This window comes from Chryseobacterium sp. IHB B 17019 (genome assembly GCF_001456155.1).
Taxonomy (GTDB): Bacteria; Bacteroidota; Bacteroidia; order Flavobacteriales; family Weeksellaceae; genus Chryseobacterium.
In genome coordinates, this window is the sequence record NZ_CP013293.1 from 1,074,007 (window position 1) to 1,097,772 (window position 23,766).

The 23,766-nt window shown below is 34.1% G+C and carries 25 protein-coding genes and 1 riboswitch; of the genes, 9 read left to right on the forward strand and 16 right to left on the reverse strand.

The window, feature by feature from the left end; genetic code table 11:
- The first annotated feature begins 202 nt into the window (after positions 1-202).
- The gene (gene rny / locus ATE47_RS04915) at positions 203-1,774 is read left to right on the forward strand and encodes a ribonuclease Y (protein ID WP_062160910.1); all 1,572 of its coding nucleotides are present in this window, start codon (positions 203-205) and stop codon (positions 1,772-1,774) included.
- A 106-nt stretch (positions 1,775-1,880) separates the two neighbouring features.
- On the opposite strand, the gene ATE47_RS04920 is transcribed toward rny, so the two are convergent.
- From ATE47_RS04920 to ATE47_RS04930, 3 genes are all read right to left on the reverse strand, one after another.
- The gene (locus ATE47_RS04920) at positions 1,881-2,732 is read right to left on the reverse strand and encodes a GLPGLI family protein (protein WP_062160911.1); all 852 of its coding nucleotides are present in this window, start codon (positions 2,730-2,732) and stop codon (positions 1,881-1,883) included.
- A gap of 97 nt (positions 2,733-2,829) precedes the next feature.
- On the reverse strand, positions 2,830-3,624 hold the full coding sequence (locus tag ATE47_RS04925) for a GLPGLI family protein (protein ID WP_185097134.1): 795 nt from the start codon (positions 3,622-3,624) through the stop codon (positions 2,830-2,832).
- A 40-nt stretch (positions 3,625-3,664) separates the two neighbouring features.
- Entirely contained in the window at positions 3,665-3,874 is a 210-nt protein-coding gene (locus tag ATE47_RS04930) for a hypothetical protein (RefSeq protein WP_062160913.1), read from the reverse strand.
- 589 nt (positions 3,875-4,463) lie between these two features.
- Here ATE47_RS04930 and ATE47_RS04935 point away from each other — a divergent pair.
- The 3 genes from ATE47_RS04935 (at position 4,464) to ATE47_RS04945 (ending at position 6,954) form a co-directional block, all read left to right on the forward strand.
- Positions 4,464-5,165, forward strand: coding sequence for a GLPGLI family protein (locus tag ATE47_RS04935; protein ID WP_062160914.1), 702 nt, complete (start codon positions 4,464-4,466; stop codon positions 5,163-5,165).
- Positions 5,166-5,349: 184 nt separating this feature from the next.
- Positions 5,350-6,591 (forward strand): MFS transporter, encoded by a 1,242-nt coding sequence (locus ATE47_RS04940; RefSeq protein WP_062160915.1) that lies wholly within the window; start codon positions 5,350-5,352, stop codon positions 6,589-6,591.
- A gap of 168 nt (positions 6,592-6,759) precedes the next feature.
- On the forward strand, positions 6,760-6,954 hold the full coding sequence (locus tag ATE47_RS04945) for a hypothetical protein (protein ID WP_062163451.1): 195 nt from the start codon (positions 6,760-6,762) through the stop codon (positions 6,952-6,954).
- A gap of 372 nt (positions 6,955-7,326) precedes the next feature.
- Here ATE47_RS04945 and ATE47_RS04950 read toward each other — a convergent pair whose 3' ends face one another.
- From ATE47_RS04950 to ATE47_RS04960, 3 genes are all read right to left on the reverse strand, one after another.
- The gene (locus ATE47_RS04950) at positions 7,327-8,595 is read right to left on the reverse strand and encodes a voltage-gated chloride channel family protein (protein WP_082632503.1); all 1,269 of its coding nucleotides are present in this window, start codon (positions 8,593-8,595) and stop codon (positions 7,327-7,329) included.
- Positions 8,596-8,625: 30 nt separating this feature from the next.
- Positions 8,626-8,693: riboswitch (Fluoride riboswitch) on the reverse strand.
- Between the two features lie 11 nt (positions 8,694-8,704).
- Complete coding sequence (locus ATE47_RS04955; protein WP_062160916.1) at positions 8,705-9,577, reverse strand: sugar phosphate isomerase/epimerase family protein; 873 nt, start codon at positions 9,575-9,577, stop codon at positions 8,705-8,707.
- Positions 9,577-10,044, reverse strand: a complete 468-nt coding sequence (locus ATE47_RS04960; protein ID WP_062160917.1) for an acyl-CoA thioesterase — start codon at positions 10,042-10,044, stop codon at positions 9,577-9,579. The genes ATE47_RS04955 and ATE47_RS04960 overlap by 1 nt, the downstream gene beginning before the upstream one ends.
- Before the next feature lie 122 nt (positions 10,045-10,166).
- On the opposite strand from ATE47_RS04960, the gene ATE47_RS04965 reads away from it, so the two are divergent.
- Positions 10,167-10,514, forward strand: coding sequence for an arsenate reductase family protein (locus ATE47_RS04965; protein ID WP_082632505.1), 348 nt, complete (start codon positions 10,167-10,169; stop codon positions 10,512-10,514).
- A gap of 102 nt (positions 10,515-10,616) precedes the next feature.
- Here the strand turns inward: ATE47_RS04965 and gcvT are convergent, their stop codons facing one another.
- The 4 genes from gcvT to ATE47_RS04985 all read right to left on the reverse strand — a co-directional run bounded on the left by gcvT (position 10,617) and on the right by ATE47_RS04985 (position 13,411).
- Positions 10,617-11,693, reverse strand: coding sequence for a glycine cleavage system aminomethyltransferase GcvT (gene gcvT / locus ATE47_RS04970; protein WP_062160918.1), 1,077 nt, complete (start codon positions 11,691-11,693; stop codon positions 10,617-10,619).
- A 14-nt stretch (positions 11,694-11,707) separates the two neighbouring features.
- Positions 11,708-12,184, reverse strand: a complete 477-nt coding sequence (locus ATE47_RS04975) for a hypothetical protein (RefSeq protein WP_228376320.1) — start codon at positions 12,182-12,184, stop codon at positions 11,708-11,710.
- A gap of 2 nt (positions 12,185-12,186) precedes the next feature.
- A complete protein-coding gene (gene idi / locus ATE47_RS04980; RefSeq protein WP_062160920.1) occupies positions 12,187-12,696 on the reverse strand; it encodes an isopentenyl-diphosphate Delta-isomerase in 510 nt (169 codons plus the stop codon).
- Positions 12,697-12,811: 115 nt separating this feature from the next.
- Positions 12,812-13,411: a Pr6Pr family membrane protein gene (locus ATE47_RS04985; RefSeq protein ID WP_062160921.1), complete on the reverse strand. Its 600-nt coding sequence runs from the start codon at positions 13,409-13,411 to the stop codon at positions 12,812-12,814.
- A 193-nt stretch (positions 13,412-13,604) separates the two neighbouring features.
- Here ATE47_RS04985 and ATE47_RS04990 point away from each other — a divergent pair, with 193 nt between their 5' ends.
- Complete coding sequence (locus ATE47_RS04990) at positions 13,605-14,009, forward strand: LNS2 domain-containing protein (RefSeq protein WP_062160922.1); 405 nt, start codon at positions 13,605-13,607, stop codon at positions 14,007-14,009.
- Positions 14,010-14,087: 78 nt separating this feature from the next.
- Positions 14,088-15,050, forward strand: coding sequence for a D-2-hydroxyacid dehydrogenase (locus ATE47_RS04995; RefSeq protein WP_062160923.1), 963 nt, complete (start codon positions 14,088-14,090; stop codon positions 15,048-15,050).
- A gap of 53 nt (positions 15,051-15,103) precedes the next feature.
- Here ATE47_RS04995 and mscL (ATE47_RS05000) read toward each other — a convergent pair whose 3' ends face one another.
- Both mscL (ATE47_RS05000) and mscL (ATE47_RS05005) read right to left on the reverse strand, forming a co-directional pair.
- On the reverse strand, positions 15,104-15,484 hold the full coding sequence (mscL, locus tag ATE47_RS05000; protein ID WP_062160924.1) for a large conductance mechanosensitive channel protein MscL: 381 nt from the start codon (positions 15,482-15,484) through the stop codon (positions 15,104-15,106).
- Between the two features lie 104 nt (positions 15,485-15,588).
- A complete protein-coding gene (mscL, locus tag ATE47_RS05005) occupies positions 15,589-15,966 on the reverse strand; it encodes a large conductance mechanosensitive channel protein MscL (RefSeq protein WP_062160925.1) in 378 nt (125 codons plus the stop codon).
- Between the two features lie 214 nt (positions 15,967-16,180).
- Here mscL (ATE47_RS05005) and ATE47_RS05010 point away from each other — a divergent pair, with 214 nt between their 5' ends.
- Positions 16,181-17,692: a bifunctional ADP-dependent NAD(P)H-hydrate dehydratase/NAD(P)H-hydrate epimerase gene (locus ATE47_RS05010; protein ID WP_062160926.1), complete on the forward strand. Its 1,512-nt coding sequence runs from the start codon at positions 16,181-16,183 to the stop codon at positions 17,690-17,692.
- 117 nt (positions 17,693-17,809) lie between these two features.
- Here ATE47_RS05010 and lgt read toward each other — a convergent pair whose 3' ends face one another.
- Both lgt and yidD read right to left on the reverse strand, forming a co-directional pair.
- Positions 17,810-18,658 carry a prolipoprotein diacylglyceryl transferase gene (lgt, locus tag ATE47_RS05015; protein ID WP_062163454.1) on the reverse strand — a complete coding sequence of 283 codons (849 nt, stop codon included), beginning with the start codon at positions 18,656-18,658 and terminating at the stop codon, positions 17,810-17,812.
- A 452-nt stretch (positions 18,659-19,110) separates the two neighbouring features.
- Complete coding sequence (yidD, locus tag ATE47_RS05020; protein WP_062160927.1) at positions 19,111-19,353, reverse strand: membrane protein insertion efficiency factor YidD; 243 nt, start codon at positions 19,351-19,353, stop codon at positions 19,111-19,113.
- 208 nt (positions 19,354-19,561) lie between these two features.
- On the opposite strand from yidD, the gene ATE47_RS05025 reads away from it, so the two are divergent.
- On the forward strand, positions 19,562-20,839 hold the full coding sequence (locus ATE47_RS05025) for a replication-associated recombination protein A (protein ID WP_062160928.1): 1,278 nt from the start codon (positions 19,562-19,564) through the stop codon (positions 20,837-20,839).
- Between the two features lie 48 nt (positions 20,840-20,887).
- Here ATE47_RS05025 and ATE47_RS05030 read toward each other — a convergent pair whose 3' ends face one another.
- Together ATE47_RS05030 and ATE47_RS05035 are read right to left on the reverse strand one after the other, a co-directional pair.
- On the reverse strand, positions 20,888-21,322 hold the full coding sequence (locus ATE47_RS05030) for a hypothetical protein (RefSeq protein WP_062160929.1): 435 nt from the start codon (positions 21,320-21,322) through the stop codon (positions 20,888-20,890).
- A 109-nt stretch (positions 21,323-21,431) separates the two neighbouring features.
- Positions 21,432-23,654, reverse strand: a complete 2,223-nt coding sequence (locus ATE47_RS05035) for a DUF2339 domain-containing protein (RefSeq protein WP_062160930.1) — start codon at positions 23,652-23,654, stop codon at positions 21,432-21,434.
- Between the last annotated feature and the right edge of the window lie 112 nt (positions 23,655-23,766).

Consider the following 23,766-nt stretch of genomic DNA (forward strand, 5'->3'; position numbering starts at 1 on the left):
ATTCTAACACATTTAAAGGTAAACTCAACACTAAACAATTGCCGAACAAATGTCCATTGAATGGCGTGCCGGTTCTCCGGATTACAGACAGTGGAAATCAGTTCAAATCGTGTTGATTAGGAGTTTACTCTCAATCTCTGGATTATTGTGGGTTTTTTTTATTTTTAACATTAAAAAAGACAATTAAAACTTAATATAGATTATGACAATAACAGCCATTATAGTCGGCGTGATTTGTTTAGTTATAGGCGCGGTTTTAGGGATGTTTTTCTCTAAAAGCTCACTCAATACTAAAGCAAAATTTATTATAGATGATGCAAAGAAAAATGCCGAAAACCTTATAGAAAAAGCTAATGTACAAGCTGAATCCATAAAGAAAGAAAAGAACCTTCAGGCTAAAGAAAAGTTCTTGGAACTAAAATCTCAGCATGATGCTGACATCCAGTCTCGCGAGAAAAAAATGCAGGAGGTTGAGAAGAGAATTAAAGACAAAGAAAATAAGCTGAATGATGAACTTAGCAAAGCAGGTAAACTTGAAAAAGACCTTGATAAGCAGATTGCCGATTATGCTAAGAAAAACGAAATTTTAGAAAGAAAACAGCAGGAGCTTGATGTAGCAACTGCTAAAAAAGTTGAAATTCTTGAAAAAATCGCTAATTACACAGCGGAAGAAGCTAAAGCAGAGTTGGTAGAAACCATGAAAGCCGAAGCTAAAACAAGAGCTCAGGCGCATGTTCAAAGTATCATGGAAGAAGCTCAGCTGAATGCAAAAAGTGAAGCCAGAAAAATCATTATCCAGACCATTCAGAGAATCGGAACGGAGCAGGCGATTGAAAACTCTGTATCAGTATTTAATATCGAATCTGATGAAGTAAAAGGTAGAATTATTGGTAGAGAGGGTAGGAATATTCGTGCTTTGGAGGCCATTACAGGTGTAGAAATCATCGTTGATGATACTCCGGAAGCCATTCTTCTTTCATGTTTTGACCCTGTAAGAAGGGAGATTGCAAGATTATCACTTCACAGATTGGTTACAGACGGTAGAATTCACCCTGCAAGAATCGAGGAAGTTGTAGAAAAAACAAGAAAACAAATTGAGGAGGAGATCATTGAAGTTGGGAAAAGAACAATTATTGATCTTGGAATCCACGGTTTACACCCGGAATTAATCAAAATTGTAGGTAGAATGAAATATCGTTCTTCTTACGGACAAAACCTACTACAGCACTCCAGAGAAGTTGCCAATATTGCTGCGACAATGGCTGCTGAATTAGGATTAAATGTAAAATTAGCAAAAAGAGCAGGTCTATTACACGATATCGGGAAAGTTCCTGAGCAGGAATCTGAACTTCCTCACGCATTACTAGGTATGCAGTGGGCGGAAAAGTTTGGTGAAAATGCAGAAGTTGTGAACGCCATCGGAGCTCACCATGACGAAGTTGAAATGACTTCATTATTGTCTCCAATCATCCAGGTTGCCGATGCAATTTCGGGAGCAAGACCGGGAGCAAGAAGACAGGTGCTTGAATCTTATATCCAAAGATTGAAAGACCTTGAATCTGCAGCATTAAGTTTTGAAGGAGTTTCATCAGCCTACGCAATTCAGGCGGGTAGAGAATTAAGAGTAATGGTAGAAAGCGGAAAGGTAAATGATGAAGTGGCCTCTCAATTATCTTATGACATTTCGGAGAAAATTCAGAATGAATTGACATATCCGGGACAGGTAAAAGTAACAGTAATCAGAGAAACGAGAGCTGTGAATATTGCGAGATAATAATCGGAAAAAGATATTTAATAAAAAAACCTTTCAAGAAATTGAAAGGTTTTATTTTTCTAATTTGAAAATTATGAATTTTGAAACAATTTCAGAGCTTATATTTTTAATTGCTCAATTCCAGAGGATTTTCATATTTTTTATTTTCTTCTCTTTGTTTTTCTCTTTCTCTTAGCATTTCCTGCCCTTTAATGATTGTGGTTCCATAGCTTGCAAGAGCGGCCGCCGCATTGGCATCAGCATTTCTAACTGCTTCTTTAAGTTTTGGCTGTGTTGTTTCTATGGCTTCAGTATATCTGCTTTTCTTGATGTTAATTACTTTTCCTTTCAGTTTAGAAACAGGTACAGATTTAACCAGTTCAAAATCCCAATCTCCCTTGTCATCAGTTATTTTAACGATCAATCCTGGTAATCCGCTAAATTTATATGGGCCATAAGGTAAAGGAATTTCGGGCGAATACCACGCAATCCAGTTTCTTCCTTTGAGCGTAACTTCTGCTTTTTTACAATTAATTGTATTGATTATTTTTGTTTCTTCTATAAGTTTCCAATTATTTATTACCGGCTCTTTATAAGTGAGTAATGACATTCCGGCTGATCTAAAATATTGTACATTTTCATTTGATTGAATTATAGTAAAAGATAAACCTGTTTTTGGAATCTCTACGTCTTTTTTCCAGCCCAGAGTTATACTTCCATCGGAATTATGTGTCGTTGTTCCTGAAGTCGCCATTACCGAATCGCCTTTCAGCGATACTGAACTTGCGAAAAATGCACGATTATCAGCTATCTGTAATGAGAAAAGCTCTTCGTATCTATTATCAGTTCGTGTATCAGATTTAGCTTTTAACTGATAAATGAACTCACCACGCAAAAAATCCTGCTTGTATGATTGAGTATAAGATAAAACACTATAAAATAAAATGGATAATTGTAGTAGCTTTTTATGGTAATACATAATTGTTGTTTTATTATAAATTGCACTTATAGTGGAAGTTCTTACACTATAAGTGCTTAAATTTAGATTAGTTTCCCGTTAAATGGATGTTATCGCTTTAATATATTTTTAATTCAATCGGGTTATATTCTTTTGCTACAACTGGTGCTCTTTTAGTAATAGTTTGGATAATTTCCGGATCATCAATTAATTCTTTGAATTTATTAATATCCTGCATAGACTTTCTTTTTTGATCAAATACTTTTGATTTGTCAACTAATTTTGCATTTTTATACATATTAGCAGAGTTGCATATATATTTTCGTTTTCCAAATTTATATAATGAATAGTGATAATCATCTTTATCGTCATATACCTCTAAAATCAGTCCTGGTAATCCACTGAATTTATAAGGTCCAAAAGGAAAAGGAATATCTTTTGCAAACCATGCTACCCATGTTCTTCCATATTTTTTAGCTATTGCTTTTTGAACTTTATATTTTCCTATTGTTTTAAAATCATTTTGCAATTGCCAGCTTATGTTATTATCTTCTTCATATCTAAAGTTTTTATTATATACAGCTAGACTTACATATACTTTAGAAGAAGTAATACCAATCGTTTCGGGAAAATTACTATAATATTTTCCTGTCATTTTCATGTCATTATAAGCATTTCCTGACAAAATAATCTGCTTTTCATTTATTAATGAATCCTTTATATACTTATTCATATTCTTAAAATATGATTCATTCTGATTTAGTAATAAAGCAAAAGTAGTTTTGCTTTTTGCTACATCTGTGGTAAAATCTTTATAATTCAATTCATAATCCGCCTCATATTCAACATTGAATTTTATTTGGGATGATACTTTTGTAAATAAAAATATCATAATAACTAAATAATACTTCATAATAAATGTGGTAGTTGTCGAAACAACTACCATTTAAATTTTAATGTCCGTAAATTACTATTTGTGAAGCATGAGTATTTGAATTGCAAAGAAATCTATCTAATCCTGCTAAAGCTTCTTGTAATGTATCATCAGTATGAAATGTTATTCCCTCTGATACATTTACAACTTTTCCACAAGAAGTTCTGAACGGAAATGCAGAAACTACAATAGTTCCTAATAAACAAAGTGTTAATAATGTTTTTTTCATGTTTTTTAAATTAAAATTGAATAATTGAACCCAAAGTTTAAAGACACTTTTAGATTCCTGTTGGTGTCTGCTTGCAAGCGTTATTTAATCATTTTTCTTTTGCATTGTACACTACAAAGTACTCTATGTTTAAATTAATTTTATTCCCTAGCTAATCAATTATAAAAACAAAAAAGCGTGGAACTATGTCTATTGTTCTGGAGGTACTGGTATACCCGAGTAACAGATAAACAATAGCCCACGCCGAAACGTGAGCATTGCATAATCTTGCTACTCTTAAAAATTACCAGTTTTCCAGAACAAGAAAAGCTAATGCTTTATATTTTAAAGATAGATTCGTATCTATATTACGTTACAATGTTAAATATTTTTTTTCACATAAAAAAGAATTTTACAGGCCTTTTAAAAATAAATTGTCTGTATTAACTGTTATCTGAGAATGGCTGTAAAAAACACTAAAATATCTATTTGTATATTGATATTATAATAGTAAAATAAGCAATATGTTATTGCATGACAGATATATTTAACAAAGAATATATTTGATTGAATTAATTTCTATTTTTATCGAATTAAATAGTGTCTTCTAATGTCTAAAATTTTTAAAGTATATATTTGTTTAGGATTGATTTTTAATTCCTTAGCTTTCTCACAAGATTTATCTATTATTTATAAATTTAAAAAAGGTGGAGGAGAGATAGGAACCTATCAATTAGATATTTTTAAGGATCATAGCATTTTTTATGCTTCTAATTATTGCCTAAAAGATCAAGGTGCAAAATCTTATTTAGCAATATATAAACAGAACGCAACCCCTGATATAATTACATTATTAGATAAAGCAGATGATACTTATATTTACACCCAAAAGCCAAATGTTTTGAATTGGAAAATTCTAAATGAAAATAAAATAGTCGGAGGATACAAAGCACAGAAAGCCGAGGTTTTTTATAAAGATGAAAAATGGATTGCCTGGTTTACTGCCGATATTCCCTTTCAGGACGGCGCTTTCATATTCAAAGGTTTGCCCGGTTTAATTTTAAATATTGAAAATGAGAATTACAAATTTGAATTATCAGAAATAAACAAAAGCCAGGCTTATTGTGATATTAAAATTGATGATAGAAAAGAAATTCCTTACGATAAATATGAAAATCTTTTCAAAAATGTTTCAACTAAAAGTAATAATCTTATTGAAAATATTTCGAATTTAAACTTAGGGTTAGAAGTGGATTTTAAATCTACTGGTGAAAAGATAAATACAGTAAATATTTTAAGGGAAATTCTATAAAAGATTTGTTTTAAAGGTAAAATAAATTTATGATTTCGTAAACATTAAAGCTGTTAGCAGACTAAAGAAATAGATTATTCTTGAACAACTTCTTTACGATTATTTAAATATAACTAACTTTAAAACAAAAACCTTTCAATTTCTTGAAAGGTTTTCTATTTTTAACCAAATTTAAAACTCCAAAATGCAAGAACTTTCTTTGTCTTCAAAACTGAAGTACATTTTTTCCATTCCCGTAATTATTTCCGCATTGGGCTACTTTGTAGACATCTACGACTTACTTTTATTTGGTATTGTAAGAATTCCAAGCTTAAAAGCATTAGGCTTAAATCCAGATGTCGACGGCACGTTTATTCTCAATGCTCAGATGGTAGGTTTGCTGATTGGCGGTATTTTCTGGGGAATCTTCGGAGACAAAAAAGGAAGATTATCTGTTTTGTTTGGTTCCATTTTAGTGTATTCTTTAGCGAATATCGCTTGCGGTTTTCTACCTTATTTTCCAAAAGAACATTTGGTGTATCAGTATGCAGGATTAAGATTCATTGCAGGAATTGGCCTCGCGGGGGAACTCGGAGCAGGAATTACCCTTGTTTCCGAAAGCTTACCAAAGAATCTGAGAGCGATCGGAACTTCTGTAGTTGCCGGTTTCGGATTAATGGGCGCGGTTGTAGCTCAGTTAACGGTAGAACTAGCCGGTGGATGGAATATTTCTTACATCATCGGCGGAATTTTGGGAATCCTGCTTTTATTTTTAAGAATCAGCGTTTCAGAATCCGGAATTTATAAAAATATTGAGCATAAATCTGTCTCCAAAGGAAACTTCCTGTCGTTTTTCACCAACAAAGATCGGTTGATAAGATATTTAAAATGTATTGCCGTCGGATTACCGACCTGGTACTGCATTGGGATTCTGGCTGTTTTGGCCAATCAATTTGCTCCTGAAATGGGAATTGAAAGTATTAGTCCTGGGAAAGCAATTATGTGGGCTTATATTGGTATTTCCGTCGGTGATCTGGCTAGCGGATTTATTTCCCATCTCTTAAAATCCCGTAAAATGGCCATTTTCTATATGTTGGCGTTCACTATTGTTGGTGTTGCGTTCATGCTTTTCGGAAATACAAATTCGGAAATAAAATATTATTTTTTCTGTGTTTGGCTTGGTTTAGGAACGGGGTATTGGGCAATGTTTGTGACGTTAGCAGCGGAGCAGTTCGGAACCAATATAAGAAATACGGCAACTACAACGGTCCCCAATATGGTCCGTGGTTTAGTTCCTGTGATGATCTTTGGTTTTGATTTTTTTAAGACTGACTTTTCGGTTATTATGAGTGCTGCAATTATAGGAATAATCGTGTTTGGACTGGCTTTTTACTCATCCCTTACCATTTCAGAGACCCACAACAAAGACTTGGAATTTACAGAATAATTACAACTGTTTAAGAAATATTTAAACAAGATTTATCGTTATACTAATAATAAGTTAAACAGAACAAACAAATTATAAAATTTAATATTAAATTATGCGTTGAATAATTAATATTTGTTTAACTTTGAAAGTAACTAAATTATATTGTTAAATCAAAAACCAAATCACATGCAAAACAACATTTTAAAAAACGGTAAAAAATTAAGAAAAGATGATCTTAAAAACATCGTAGGAGGTATTGGCGGAGGCGGAACTTGGGGTACTCCCGATCTTTCCCTTTGCGGATGCAGCTGTACAGGAGCCGTTACAGGACCGAAATATTGTGTACAATACATCGCATGTCCGCAGGTAATGACTTGCTAATCAACAGAATTATTTCATTTTAGAAATAAACATTTCCACATTTAATACGCAAAAACCTTTTGTTCATCAAAGGGTTTTTGTTATTTAAGACTAATCAGTAGTCGCAAAATTCCCTCCTTTGGAGAGGGGCGAAAATTCAAAGAATTTTTGACGGGGTGGTCAATATAGAAAGCAAGAAGATATTAAATAAAATTTTCAGAAGCCATTTCCCGCTATCCACTATATCTTTTTTGTTACGGCCTCCGCTTCGCTCCGCCCGCAACAAAAAAGGATGCCGTTTCTATCGGGGCTAGGGTTGCAGTCATCAAAACAAAAACCTCAATCAACAACCCTCTCAGATACTCCATCCCACCAACTCCCATACCCTCAAACTCAATCCCTCCCTTTCATTTCTCCAACTCTCTGCTTAGTATAAATCCCGGTATGCCCCGAAATAAGGTAAGAAACAACACAGGCAATCGCGACATAAACCCCACATTCTGCACCGAATAACTCAATTCCCATCAACATACACGCGAGTGGAGTATTCGTTGCTCCGGCAAAGACCGCTACAAATCCCATTCCCGCCAACAACCCGAACGGCAAGGGGATAAACAATGATAATGCGCTTCCCAAAGTTGCCCCGATAAAAAATAATGGAGTGACTTCTCCGCCCTTAAAACCTGCTGAAAGAGTGATAATGGTAAAAGCCATTTTTAATGCAAAATCATAAAGCGGAAGCTGCTTTTCAAAAGATTCTACAATGGTTGGAATTCCCAAGCCAATATACCTTGTCGTTCCCATTGCAAAAACGGCAGCGGCAACAATAATCCCGCCAACAACAGGACGAAGCGGAGGATATTTTATATTTGATTTAAAAACAGAACCTGCCCAATGAATCACCTTACTGAAGGTTGCAGCACAGATCCCAAAAGCAATTCCTGCCAAAACACTGTATAAAACAGGCAAAAATTCAAGTTTTGGGATAAAATCGATATGATAATGAGTATGTTTTACATTCCAAAGATCAGTCGCCCAATTCGCGAGGATTGCCGAAACAAATGCAGGAAAAATTGCATTATACCGAATTCTGCCAATAAGAAAAACTTCCAGTCCGAAAACTGCTCCAGCCAAAGGTGTCCCGAAAACAGAACCGAAGCCCGCTGCAATTGCAGAAATGATTAAAATTTTTCTTTCGTTTTTATTTAATTTAAAAGGTTTGGAAAATTGATCTGCAATTGCGCTCGCCATTTGAATTGCAGTTCCTTCACGCCCTGCAGAACCCCCGAAAAGGTGGGTGACAATGGTTCCCAGATAAACAAAAGGAGCCATTTTAAAAGGAATAATTTCTTTCGGATCATGAATACTGTCGATCAGGAGGTTGTTTCCAGCCTCAATATCTTTTCCGAGATGATGATATAAAAACCCAATCAGAAAACCTGCAACCGGTAAAAATGCAATCAGCCAGACGTGGTTTTCCCGGAAATGAGTAACCCATTCCAACGACTGTAAAAATCCTGCAGAAGCCGTTCCCACTAATGCTCCGATGATAAGACTAATGCAAAGCCACCTAAAAAGATAGGGTAAAGCAGGATATTTCCTGAAGAAAAATCTGGTATGAAATTTTGCTTTTTGGCTTAAAGTTCGTGGATGTTTAGACATATTTTACCTGATCAATTACTGTTAATAATCTCTTAATCAGGCGTCATCAGCTTCTGAAAAGCGGTTGGGTAAGGAAGAACACCATTTCCTTGTATTGCAAATATAAATATTATTTTAAAAAGAAACTATTTTCCGAAATATACTTTTTACTCATTTTGATACTCTCAAAAATATCTTTATCGCTGGAGTCCTGCTCCACAAACCAATATTTCAAACCTGCCCTTTCTTTGGCTTCAAAAATCTTTTTAAAATCTATGATTCCGTTCCCGATTTCAGCAAAATCTTTTGTTCCGGCTTTCATATCTTTCACGTGCCAGAGCGGAAATCTTTTCGGGTATTTTTCAAAATAAGTTAATGGATCAATGCCTGCTTTTGAAATCCAGTATAAATCCAGTTCCATTTTAACCAAATCTGATGAAGAATTTTCTAAAATAAAATCGTAAATATTTCTGGTATCATCAAATTTTTCAAACTCAAAATCATGATTGTGATAAGCGAACTGAATTCCCGCTTTTTTTGTAGTTCCCCCTGATTTTTCAAACAGTTCAGGAAGTTTTTTATAATTTTCAATTGTTCTTTCTTCTGGGAAAAGATAAGAACATACCATATATTTTGAACCAATAAGATGTAAATCTTCAACGGTTTTCTCCCAATTGTTTAATAAAGTTCCTTTATCATTATGAAGAATTCCGGTTGTATGGTGCGAACTGATTACTTTTAAACCAAGATTTTTCAGAATAGTTTGGAATTCACTGCTGCTTTTCCCAAAGAAAGTTCCGTTATAACCATAAATCTCAAGTTCTGTAAATCCTAATTCAGCCAATTTTCCCAATGCTTTCTCAAGGTTTTGAGAAACAGCATCCCGAATGGTATATAATTGAATAGCCAATGGTTTTTTATTCGTTAAAACATTAGAAACACCGCAAGAATATAGACCTAAAAGTCCTAATGAAGATAATTTTATAAATTCTTTTCTATGCATTATAAAAACGGTTTCATTTCATTTTCAATCTGTGTTCTGAGTTCCATGAGACGAATAGCATATTGTTCCTGCTGTTTATCTTCATCGGATTCCGGTATCCATTTTGGAACCGGGAGTTTTTTTCCGTTTTCGTCAACCGCCACAAAAACAATGATGCAATGTGTTTTTTTATCAAAAGTCGGCTGTTTCAGATTTCTTGAGAAAACATTTATCGAAATATGCATACTGGACGAACCTGTATAGATAACTCTTGCTTCTACCTTTACAATTTCCCCGATTTTGATCGGTTCATAGAAACGGATCCCGCCAACATAGACTGTTACGGAATAATTTCCGCTCCAGGTTGTAGCACAGGCATATCCGGCCTGGTCAATCCATTTCATGACGCTTCCTCCATGTACATTTCCTCCATAATTGACATCTGAAGGTTCCGAAATAAACTGAAAAGTAATAGGTTTATTATCCATTTATAAAAATTTGTTTGAATAAAGATATTTAATAATTTTTAATATCACTTATTAAATCCTATTTTTACAGATTGAACTTTTTCTTAAGTTTAATTTTAACAAATAAAAGATTTAAAAATATAATGAAGAAAGTATTCTATCTTAATACATGCGACACTTGCAGGAAAATTTTAGCACAATTCAGACTTACCGGCTGGGAACTTCGCGAAATTAAAAAAGAACCGATCACAAAAGAAGAACTGGACGAAATGTACAAAAGAGCAAAGTCTTATGAAGCACTGTTCAGCAAAAAATCGACTCAGATAAAATTGCGTGAGCTTGATTTAAAAGCTCTTGGCGAAGAAGATTTTAAAGAATTATTGCTGGATCATTACACGTTTTTGAAACGACCGGTTTTCCTGACGGATAATGAAATTTTCATTGGAAGTGATAAAGAAACTATCAGTTCATTAAAGGCATTTTTTGGATAGAGTTGAGTAATTATACAAGATTTTCTCCTACAAATTAAGAATTTATTAAAAATAAAAACCGCAGAACAGTCTGCGGTTTTTATATTATTTTGAATATTTCAATTATACAAAAGGAGCTTTCACCACTTTTGCAGGAATATTTTTGTTTCTTACCTGAATGAAAATTTCAGAACCTAATTTAAAATGAGGCTTATCAACATAAGCCAATCCCAAACCGATTTTTTTCATCGGAGACTGCGTTCCTGAAGTTACCTTCCCGATTACATTTCCTTCTGCGTCTACAACAGGGTAGTCGTGTCTTGGAACACCTTTGTCGGTAAGCTCGAATCCAACTAATTTTCTGGTAATACCTTCTTCTTTTTGCTTAGCAAAAGTATCTTTAGAAATAAATTCTTTATCGAATTTTGTGATCCATCCCAGTCCGGCTTCAATCGGCGAGGTAGTATCGTCGATATCGTTTCCGTAAAGGCAGAATCCTTTTTCCAGCCTTAAAGTGTCTCTGGAAGCCAATCCGCAAGGCATAATTCCCTCGGATGCACCAGCTTCCATAATAGCATCCCAAAGTTTTTCGGCAGATTCATTGTTAAAATAAATCTCAAAACCTCCACTTCCTGTGTAGCCCGTGTTCGAGATAATTACATCACTTACACCCGCAACAGAACCTACCGTAAAGTGGTAATAAGGAATTTCAGAAAGGTTGGTTTCTGTTAATTTCTGAAGAATTTCAGTTGCTTTCGGACCTTGAACTGCCAACAAAGACATATCATCAGAAGCATTGATCATTTTTGCCCCGAAAGTATTATATTTTGATATATGATTCCAGTCTTTTTCGATGTTTGAAGCATTGACAACCACGAAATATTTATCGTCTTCCATTTTGTAAACGATAAGGTCGTCCACGATTCCACCATTTTCGTTGGGAAGGCAAGAATATTGAGCTTTTCCGTTTTCAAGAGCATCTATATTATTGGTCGTAACGAACTGTAAAAGCTCCTTGGAACCATTACCTTCGATGAAAAACTGTCCCATGTGGGAAACATCAAACAAACCTGCTTTTTCTCTTACTGCAAAATGCTCTTCCGTTACTCCGGAATATTGTACAGGCATTTCAAAACCTGCGAAATCTACGATTTTAGCTCCCAAAGAAACGTGTTTGTCGTACAATGCTGTTTTCTTCATATTTATTTTTATTTCTATTTCTTTATTTTAAAACTGTCAAAAGCTTCGTTGAAAAGCTTCATATAATTTCCGTTCCAGTATTTTTGCTGGCAATTAATGGTTACCAGAAACAGATCTTTTTCCTTTTGCAAAACCTTTGTTGTCCAGAATAATTTTTCTTTTTCGTCGAAATATTCGTAAAAATATTCTGTGTATCCTTTTTTACCGCTTTTGCTTTTTATTTTCTTCTCATCATCAGCTGATTTGTAAAGGGCAAGGATGAATTTTTTTGTTTCTGTTTTCGGAAGATTCAAATCATGGTATTCCGAAATGGTGATGGCCCCGATCTGATTACTTGGGAAAATATTGATGATTTCACTGTCATTGGTTACTTTCCAGTCCTCAGGAAGTGTTATAGAGTAGTTTTTACTGTCGTAAACTTTAGTAGGAACATTTTGTGCAAATGAAAAAAATGCTATTAAAAAAGATAATATTAAAATTATTTTCTTCATGATTAAAAATGGTGTTTATATTCTTCCAAGATGATCTTAAACCATTCTGTGAAATGTTCAGGTTGCTTAATCATTTCTTTATCAAGGTCTTCCATAGAAATGTACCTCACTTCTTCCACTTCGTCTTTGTTTAAATTAAAATCATCTTCAAAAGTTCCCACAAAAACATGGTCAAGTTCGTGCTCCCAAAGCCCGTTTCCAACATCCGCCTTATAAATAAAATTGAATTTTTCAGAAATTTTCGCCTCAATTCCGAGTTCTTCCATGAGTCTGCGCTTTGCACCTTCAAGATAAGTTTCCCCGTTTTTGGGATGTGAACAGACCGCATTGGTCCATTTTAGAGGTGAGTGATATTTTCCGGAAGCTCTTTTTTGTAAGAGCATTTCACCTTTATTGTTGAATAAAAAAACTGAAAAAGCACGGTGTAATAAGCCATTGATATGAGCCTGCTGCTTTTCCATCAGGCCGAGAACTTTATCTTCAGAATTTACTAAAACCACCAATTCTTCCATTCCTACAAATGTAAGTGTAATAAATGTATTTTGGAAATTTTTGGTAAAACATCATGGTTTTTGGGCATGAAAAATGATCTTAGATTTAAAAACGATTATTAATCGACGCAATATATTATTTATTTAAAGCTTTTCCGAACCGGATAAAAAGCATCGACAAACCAATAAAGAAAATCAAAATCCAGAAAGAATTAAATAAGACTTCAGGATAACCAATTGCAAGTACATCTACAAATGGATAAGGATAAAAACCTGAAAAACTCCCTCTGAGAAGGATATACAAAAGATAAGTCACAGGATAGATTGTCCACTTTATAATCTGTTTATAATGCAAGCCACTTTTACTTTCATATAAAAACCAGAAAAATAAGACTAAAACCGGAATCAGGGTATGTAGCAATTCATCCACAATTTTCTGCATTCCTGTCGGGCTCCAGGCTGAACGAAGCAAAACCTGATAAATCAATCCGACAATCAAAATATAAATTGTGATTGCAGTCAACAGTCCTGAATGTTCAGTTTTCTGAGGATTTTTAACAACATAAAAAGTGAAATAAACGGCAACGACCAGATTGGTAAGAATCGTAAAATAACTGAAAAACCTGATTGTCATTTCCCCAAAAGAAAGCGCTGAATTTTGCAACATTAAATAATATTGCATAATAATCGCAAACCATCCGAGAAGTGCAAAGATCAAAGCTAAAATTCTTTTCATATTTTAAAGTGTAATTCAAATATAGCAAAAAAGAGATTCTATAATAAAAAGAAAAATTTAACCGAAATAAATATTTTAAGTTTAAATTATACTATTCATTAAATAATGAAACATCTTATATTAAGATAATCGTAAACAAGTTTAATAATTATTTTAATATAAAACTTTACCTTTGTAATTCAATTTTTTAAGGATGGAATTAGAATACAAAAATCATATTAGCCCGATTCTAAAAGATGGAATTAAAAACTATCTGATTGATATCGACGGAACGATTACAGAAGATGTCCCGAATGAAGAGCCGGAAAGAATGGTAACATGCGAACCGTTTCCGGATGCATTGGAAACCATCAACAAATGGTATGATGAAGGACATCAGATCTGTTTTTTCACTTCAAGAACTGAAAATCTTAAGCAAATCACTATTGATTGGCTGGATAAACATGGATTCAAATACCATAGTGTTTTGTGTGGGAAGCCAAGAGGCGGAAATTACCACTGGATTGATAATCACTTAGTGAGAGCTACCAGATATAAAGGGAAATTCACTGATTTGGTGGAAAAACAAGTAACTATTGAAGTTTTTAAAGAAGAATAAATTTAGCTTAAAGATTAAACGATTAATATAATTTACTATTTTGACCTTTAATCTCTTAATTTTTTAAATAAAGGATGTATGAAAGTTTTAGCAAACGATGGCCTGGATCAATCCGGCATTAATGCCTTGACGGAGAAAGGTTTTGAAGTAATTACTACAAAAGTTCCGCAGGAGTTATTGATAAATTACATTAATGAGCACAAAATCCGTACACTTTTGGTACGCAGTGCCACACAGGTGAGAAAAGATATTATTGATAACTGTCCGTCTTTGGAAATCATTGGTAGAGGTGGAGTAGGAATGGATAATATTGATGTGGACTATGCCAGGGAAAAGGGAATCCATGTCATCAATACGCCTTCTGCTTCTTCGGAATCGGTTGCTGAGCTGGTTTTTGCGCATTTATTTTCGGGTGCCAGATTTTTGCAGGATTCAAATAGAAAAATGCCAGTAATTGGTGATACGGAATTTGCAAATCTTAAAAAAGCTTATGCAGCAGGGATTGAGTTGAAAGGAAAAACCATCGGTATTGTTGGGATGGGAAGAATTGGGCAGGAGGTTGCAAAAATAGCCTTAGGTCTTGGTATGAGGGTGATTGCAGCTGATAATAATGTTGGAAAAGCAAGCATTAAAGTAACGTTTTACAACAATCAGTTTATCAATGTAGATATAGAAACAGAGCCTCTTCAGGATGTTTTGAAGCATTCGGATTTTATTACTCTTCATGTCCCGGCTCAAAAAGAAGGATACATGATTGGGAAAAAAGAATTTGAAATGATGAAAGACGGCGTTGCGATTGTAAACTGCTCAAGAGGTGGCGTAATTGACGAAACAGCCTTGATTGAAGCTTTGGATTCAGGAAAGGTAAAATTTGCCGGCCTTGATGTTTTTATCAATGAGCCAACCCCGTCAAAGGAGATTCTGAACCACTCGAAAATTTCTTTAACACCACATACAGGAGCCTCAACTTTGGAAGCTCAGGACAGAATCGGGCTTTCATTAGCTGAACAGATTTCAAGCATATTACAGAGTAAAAATTAATTATATTTCAATATAATATTATAGAAGCACTTCAAATTTGAGGTGCTTTTGTCTTATAAATTATTTTTATTTTTCAGAATATCTCTGATTTCCATTAATAATTTTTGGTCTTCAGTAGGTTCAATGGTGGTTGGTTCGTGTTTTTTAGAAATCTTATTTGCACCCTTAATAATCCAGAACAATACTATGGCAATACAGAAAAAACTGATTACTGATGACAAGAAATTGCCATAAGTAACTCCATGCCAGGAAAGCTTTGTAATATCTTCCGCCCCAGCTGCTTTTAAGGCCGGAGTCAGCAATAACGGAGTAATAACATCCGCAACCAGTGACGAAATAATTTTCCCAAAAGCTCCGCCAATAATCACTCCAACTGCCAGATCAATCACATTGCCCTTAAAAGCAAAATCTTTAAACTCTTTTAAAAACCCCATACTTTTTTCATCTGTTTGCAGGCAAATGTAGATAAAAAAACAAATTTTTAAAATTAGAATGGGTGTTTTATTAAAAAACCACTTCAATTTGAAGTGGTTTGCATTTATAGGCTTTTGTTTTTAAGTATATCTCGAATTTCCATTAATAATTTTTGCTCTTCAGTGGGCCCTGCAGGAGCTGCTTTATCTTTTTTAATGATATTATTGGCACCTTTAATGATCCAGAAAAGAACAATTGCGATACAGAAAAAACTAATCACAGCAGAAAGAAAATTTCCATAAGTAACTCCATGCCACGATAGTTTTGAGATGTTTTCCGCACCGGCCGCTTTTAAAGCAGGATTGAGCAGTAAAGGAGTGATCACATCTTCCACCAAAGATGAAACAATTTTTCCGAAGGCCCCGCCAATGATCACACCGACAGCCAGATCAAGGACATTACCTTTAAAGGCAAATTCTTTAAATTCTTTAACTAATCCCATAATTTATATTTTTTTAGTTTGATTTATAAACAAAAATAGGAATTTAAGATACAAAAAAATTACATTTTTCCCATTTTTATGATTAAATATTAGTGAATTATTATAAAATATGATTATTATAAACCCTTAACAAAACAGGTCTTTTATTTTAAGAAATTAATATTTCTTTTGTAAATTGCCCATAGAAGACTATACATTAAAACAAACTTTATATATGAAAATTTTCACAGCAGAACAAATTCGGGATTCTGATCAATATACTATTTTGCATGAGCCGGTTTCTTCGATCCAATTAATGGAAAGAGCAGCACAAGCCTGTGTTGACTGGATTTCGGAGCACTGTAAAAACCACAGAAACTTTGCAGTTTTCTGCGGCCGGGGAAACAACGGTGGGGATGGTTTTGCGATTGCAAAAATGCTTTATCTAAAAGGTTTTGATGTGGATGTTTTTACTGATCCTAAAGCAAAATTTTCTACGGATGCAAATGTTAACTTTAAAGATGTTAAGGAGATTTCAGGAATATCAATTAAAGACTTTAAAGAAGCTAAACTTTATCGTTTTGATAGCAGAACGGTTATTATTGACGCTCTTTTAGGAACAGGACTGTCCAGAAAATTAGAAGGAGAATTAAAGGATTTGATTGATTTTTTAAATTCTAAAAACAATGCCAAGATTTCTGTAGATATCCCTTCCGGATTATTTGCAGATGAAATTTCGGAGGATTCTACTGTTTTTAAGGCAGATTATACATTAAGCTTCCAGTTTTGGAAAAAGAGTTTTCTTCATCCCGAAACGGGAAAATATACCGGAAAAGTTGAAATTTTAAATATTAATTTACACGAAGAGTATATCTCTGAGACAGAAACAAATAATTTCGTGATTAATGATAAAGTCATTAAAAATATTTTTAAGCCAAGACGGGATTTTTCACATAAAGGAACATATGGAAAAGCGATTCTTGCAGGTGGAAGCTACGGTAAAATAGGAGCTGCAGTTCTATCCACAAAATCCGCACTGAAAACCGGAGCCGGCCTTACTTTTACACTTGCCCCGAAATGTGGATACGAAATTCTGCAAACTTCCTGTCCGGAAGCCATGTTCCTTGAAGGTGGAACTGATTATATTGACAATTTCGATGTTGATGAAAACGCAGTTTGTGGGATAGGACCGGGTTTAGGTACAAATGCTCAAACAGTGAAAAGTTTTCTTCAATTTTTAAAAAAGTATTCCAAACCATTGGTTTTAGATGCAGATGCTCTGAATATTATTTCTCAGGATCAAAAGAATTTAAAGTTAATTCCTAAAAAGTCAATTATAACGCCTCATCCCAAAGAATTTGAAAGATTATTCGGAAAAACTGGAGATTCATTTGAAAGGCTGGAACTGGCCAGAAAAAAAGCACATGAGCTTGAGATTTATATTGTTTTAAAGGATCATCATACACAAGTCATTACACCGGAAGGAAATGTTTTTTACAATATTACCGGAAATTCCGGGTTGGCAAAAGGTGGGAGCGGGGATATTTTGACGGGAATTCTTACTTCTTTTTTAGCTCAAAATTATTCCGAAGAAGAGACTGCTGTCCTCGGTGTGTGGTTTCATGGAAAAGCTGCAGAATTTGCTTCTGAAAAATATTCTAAAGAATCTATGCTTCCAACGGATGTTATTAATGAATTTGGGAAAGTTTTTGAAGAATTAAATAGCATGGTCGTGAAAAAGTTATAAACTTAAATGCGGTATGCATTTGAAATTTATATAAAAAGAAAGGCAAATCTGTAAGTGTACAAATTTGCCTTTTTTATGTTTTACGGTTAAAATATTCCGTTTAGTATCTGTTAAAAACTATTCAGGTTTTTCATTCTCCGCCTGAGTGATTTTGAATTTTTTGGAAATAATCATAATGACAACTCCTGCGACCATGAAAGGGATAGAAAGAACCTGTCCTGTATTTAATCCTCCAATCTGAATGAATTCATCGCCTTGTGGTTCTTTCAAGAATTCAACAAAGAATCTGATTGCCCAAAGGATAACGAAAAATAGCCCAAATAGCCATCCCTGCTGATATTTTTTGTTTGTTTTTCTATACAAAATCCATAGCAAAACAAACAGGCAAACATAGCCTACTGCCTCAAACATTTGCGATGGATAGCGCGGAATCGTTACTCCATATTCGCTGCTCTGTTGCGGGAAAAGCAATGCAAAAGGTGAGTTGGGATCTACCGGTTTTCCGATGATTTCTGAATTGAAAAAGTTCCCCAATCTTACGAAAGCTCCACCCAGAGAGACTACAATTCCCAATCTGTCGTAAACCCAGAACGGATTTTTCTTAATAATTTTAAATGAATAATATAAAGTGGTGAAAATCAAAGCGATGGTAGCTCCATGGCTTGCAAGTCCTGAAAAGCCTGTAAATTTCAATCCATTTTTAGTACTTATCGGTAAAAATACGCTCCAAAAATCCTCCTTGAATAATTCCGGCTGATAGAAAATAACGTGTCCCATTCTTGCTCCAAGAATTGTCCCAATCAAAGTCCAGGTGAAAAGAGGCTCTAGATATTTATGGTTAACATTGTCGATTTTGAAAATTTTATTCATTAAAATATATCCAAAACCAAATGCAAAAATGAACATTAAACTATAGAAATGCAGCGTAATTGGCCCTAATTCAATTCCTTTTGAAGGATCCCAGATTTTGAAGGGAGTTTCTAAATCTACCTTATCTGCTGCTGTAATTGGCTTATTTGATTTTACAGCATATTTGAAATTTTCAATATTTTCCTGGGTGGCAGGAGTTTCAATGAGCTTAAAATTTTTATCTAGAAGCTGATATTTTGCATCTTTAAATTTTGCTAAAGTTGCCGCACTGTAATTAAAATAAGAAGGTTCGAAATTGGATTCATTCAAAATTACCAAAACGTTTTCGTTGATTTTTTTATCCGGAAATTCGTTCAGGTCCTGTATTTCTGTGGTGGAATAAATTTTTACGGGAACATCGGTGGAGTTCACTTTTAAAGTTCCGTCAGACATTCCGTCAGGATAATTTTGCGCAAAAAGACATTGGGTAATGAACGCAAATACTACGAGGTAAATTCTGAAAAAAATATTACTCATTTCTATTTTTTTAGTAGTTTATTAATTTGATTTTATTTTTTTGGTGGAACAGGATCATAGCCGCTTCCTCCCCACGGGTGACATTTTGAAATTCTTTTCACTCCCAGCCAAAATCCCTTAAAAATCCCGTGAACCCGCAATGCTTCCACCATATAATGTGAACAGGTAGGTTCATAACGACAGTTTTTGGGAAGTAAAGGCGAGATAAACCATTGGTAAAATCTGATTAAAATTACCAAAGGAAAAGTAATGATTTTATTGAATGTAAGTTTCAAAACGGTACAAAAATAGGGTAAAAAAATTAAAATTAGTTTAAATTTGTTAGAAGTTTCATTGGCAAAATACCTGAAGCAGAATTGTAAATTGTTTTCATTTAAAATTTATTGCCGGATAATCGTGAATTAAAAAAAATGAATTTAAAGTCTCACGAACTTTGAGTGAATAATTTTAAGCATTTGCTTATTAAACAAAAAATAAAAAATCTTGAATCAAAATATTCCATTAGCAGAAAGATTAAGACCCAAAACATTGGATGATGTTCTTGGGCAGGAACATCTTACGGGGGAAAAAGGAACCATCAGGAAAATGTTGGAAACCAATACATTGAATTCCCTTATTTTCTGGGGACCTCCAGGAACGGGGAAAACAACGCTGGCGGAAATCATTTCTGAACAGTCCGGGCGGAAATTTTATAAGCTTTCTGCGGTTTCTTCAGGCGTGAAGGATGTACGTGATGTGATTGAGGATGCAAAAAAACAAAATCTTTTCTCTGGAAAATCACCGATTTTGTTTATTGATGAAATTCACCGTTTCAACAAATCCCAGCAGGATTCTTTGCTTCATGCTGTTGAAAAAGGTTGGATTGTTTTGATAGGAGCTACAACGGAAAACCCTAGTTTTGAGGTCGTTTCGGCGCTGCTTTCCAGAAGTCAGGTGTATGTTTTGAAGGCTTTGAGCTATGAAAAGCTGGAAGAATTAATAGATATTTCTTCTGAAAGATATAATCAGGATGAGAAAACTGATTTTAAAATAGCTGAAAAAGAGGCTTTTATCCAATATTCAGGAGGTGATGCAAGGAAACTGATCAATTCTGTGGAGCTGGTTTTAAATCAATATATAAATTCCGGCAAAAAGGAAATTAAAAATAAAGACGTCCTTGAAGTTTTACAGGAAACAATGGCGCTTTATGATAAAAATGGTGAGCAGCATTATGATATTATCTCGGCTTTCATCAAATCCATGCGCGGAAGTGACCCGAACGGTGCAGTTTATTGGCTGGCAAGGATGATTGCGGGAGGTGAGGACATTAAATTCATTGCAAGGAGAATGTTGATTCTAGCTGCGGAAGACGTAGGATTGGCCAACCCCAATGCTCTTGTGATCGCTAATAATTGTTTTCAGGCAGTAAATGTGATCGGAAATCCGGAAGCAAGGATTATCCTGAGTGAAACGGCTGTTTACCTGGCTGTTTCCCCGAAAAGTAACTCGGCTTATATGGCCATTAACGAGGCGATGGCTTTGGTAAAGCAGACTGGAAATCTTCCTGTTCCGTTACATTTACGAAATGCTCCTACCAAGCTGATGAAAGATTTGAATTACGGGAAAGAATACAAATATGCCCATTCTTTTGAAGGAAATTTTGTCGATCAGGATTTTCTTCCCACCGAAATAAAAGATGTAAAATTGTATGAGCCCGGAAATAATGCAACGGAGAAGAAAATTTATGAAGAACTAAAGAAAAAATGGAACAATAAATACTAAAAAGGATACTCAAACGAGTATCCTTTCATTTAAATATGATCTAAGAAATTACTTTTTAGTTGTAATGGATACTACTTTTTTTCCACCTCTGTCTACAAGTTCCATATTTGTAAGGATATTCCCGAATACCAATGTTTTTGTGTCAGAAAATTCGTATCCATCGATAAGAACAGGAGTTTCGGTTGGAAGTCCGTACTGAATATTCAGGTCAGAAAGAGGAAGCCTATCCATATTGTCCTGGCCTTTTTTCATTTTGATTTCCGTAAGTCCGTTTTCTGCAATAGAGCTGTATTTTTTCAGGTTTGCCGGAAGATTTGCCGGTGTTTTGTAGACATTCATACTTTGAATCGCATCCTTATAAGGAGCAAACATATCTACTGTACCAACAATATCATTGGAAATTGCAAATTTCGTTGCAGAATTCTTCTGAGCAAATAATGTAGCTGAAGATAATAATAAAAAAGAGTAGAGTAATTTTTTCATAATATTAGGAATAATGACTGTTAAAAACTTGATAAATATAGCTATTTTTTAGAAATCATGAACAAAAATTCATAATAATTTAATAATAATGACGAATAATTTGTTTTTATTATGATTTTATTTTCTCACTTTCAGGATTTTCATCTTTGTTCTCAACCATATTCTTAATGATATTTTTTAATCTCTGGAATAAGAAGGAGCTTAATAACAATATGATTCCCAGGATAATAAAAGCGATGATTCTCGATACATTATCCATTTCCCAAACGTCATAAGTATAAAGTTTTAAGATCATTATCCCGATTAATACAAATCCAATTTTTGGATATTCCGTATTACCGCTTTTCATCCCTTTATAAATAAGAATACTTGCCAGAACTGCCCAGATAATTGGCAGATAAAGGATTCTGAAGTGTTTTTCGAGTTGAGGAACTTCCCAAACGCCTTCTGCATTGATCAAAAGATATAAATGATAGAATTCAGAGCTAACGGCTGTGATAACTGCCAGAGAAACAAGCCAATATGAGAACTTAAGGGTTAAAAAATGTGATTTTGGAAGAATTTTAAACAAAATATATACAAAAGGAATCCAATACGACAAATGCATAAAGTAAAAAGTAAGCTGGACTTTTTTCAATAAAAAATTAGTAACAATTCCAGAGCCGGAAACAACCGCATTGATGATTATTAAAAATAAAAACAAATAGATAAGTCCTGTTTCAAGAATTTTATTAATCTCAAGCTTTTTCCTGAATAATAAAATAATGAAGATGTAAAACAAACTGTAAATCAGTGAAATACTGAAAATAATAACCCACGGTTTTGCAGAAATATGATAGATGATCTCCAACAGCAACGCCACATAAATCACTCCGTAACTTGCAATAGCAAAGACATTTTCAAAAAAGCTAGTGTTTTCTTTATCTGTATCCGGCAGTTTTTTTAATAAAATTAAATTGACAAAAGTAGTAACTACCGTCACCGAGCTTGTCAGGAAAACCGGGTTGAAAACTACACCCAGATTCACGGCATCTATATACTCTGACCACGTTATAATCTGGGCAATAATCACCAAAGGAAACAAAATATAGAAGCCTATTTTAAAAATATTAAGATTGGTTTTTTTCCAGATGAATAAAAGCAAAGTAGCCTCAACAGCCCAAACACTCGTAATAAGATGTGTTTTCAGCTGTAAAGCAAAGGCAATAGTGATAAGGCTCATAATAATTCCTGCAAAAACGGAATAATTGACCTCAAAATTCTTTCTGGAATATTCTCTATACAGCAAAAATGAATTGACGATAGCAAAACCAACAGGAAAAATAATTACTGCTTCATACTTTAATTCATTAAAAATATAAACTAACCCAATGATACTGGTGAAGTTTATTAAAATCAACATTAAAATGTCGAAAGAAGCCAGAATTCCTTTCTTAAAATAGTTCTGTAAAGCAAAAGCGTAGAAAATAATGTAGGTGACAATGAAAAAATAGACAGTGAGAATCTCAGTTTTTTCCACAGTCCAGTAAAAAAGATAAATATTGGTAAATATAAAGGCAACCCAACCCACACTTTTCCAGTTTTTCAGGAAAACGATAGCCAGCATTCCGATGTTTAAAACCGTTAAATAAGTAAGCAGAAAAGGGTAGTTGCTTTGTCCCGTACTAATCATCAGCGGGGCAAGAAAGCCTCCAAACAAAGAGAAAATAATTAAAGTTTCGCTTTTATAATAATAAGCAAGAGCAATGGAAATCAATGTAATCAAACAGGTAACTGAGAAAGCAACCGTTTGTGAAAAAAGGTGATATTCACGAAAGGCAATGGTTGTAGTAAAATACAAAACAGCAATTCCGCCTCCCGTAATAATTGATGAAAAGACAGTATAGTTTTTCCTCAGGAAATGACCGGTCACCATTATTCCCGCTCCGATCAGCAGCCCGATTCCGACTCTTGAAGTTTCTCCGATCCAGTCTCTGTCAATAGCATATTTTACAAAATATCCTATTCCCAACACAAGGGTAAAAATCCCGATAATCGTCAGTGCATTTTGCTTTAAAAAATCAAAAACCGGACTGAGTCTGTCGTTTCCGGCTGTATCCGGTATTCTTTCAGGGGCTTTCGACTCTTCAGGAGGAAGAACGCTTTGTTCTTTTTCAGTGGCAAAAGTAACAGGAGGAACGATATTTTCCTCTCTTATCTCAATATGTTGTTCATTTTCCAGCTTTCTGTTAAGCTCTGAAATTTCCTTTTCTAATTTTTGAATTTTACGGTTCAGATGATTAAAAAAGATAATGACAAGTAGAATCAATATGATGATGAGAGGATAAATCATTGCATTTTTTTGTTTGATCAAATATAAACAAATGTTTCATATAGACTTAAAAGCAATTAATCCATCACACAATGATGATGGATTAATTTTAATACTTTAAAATGTAGAAATT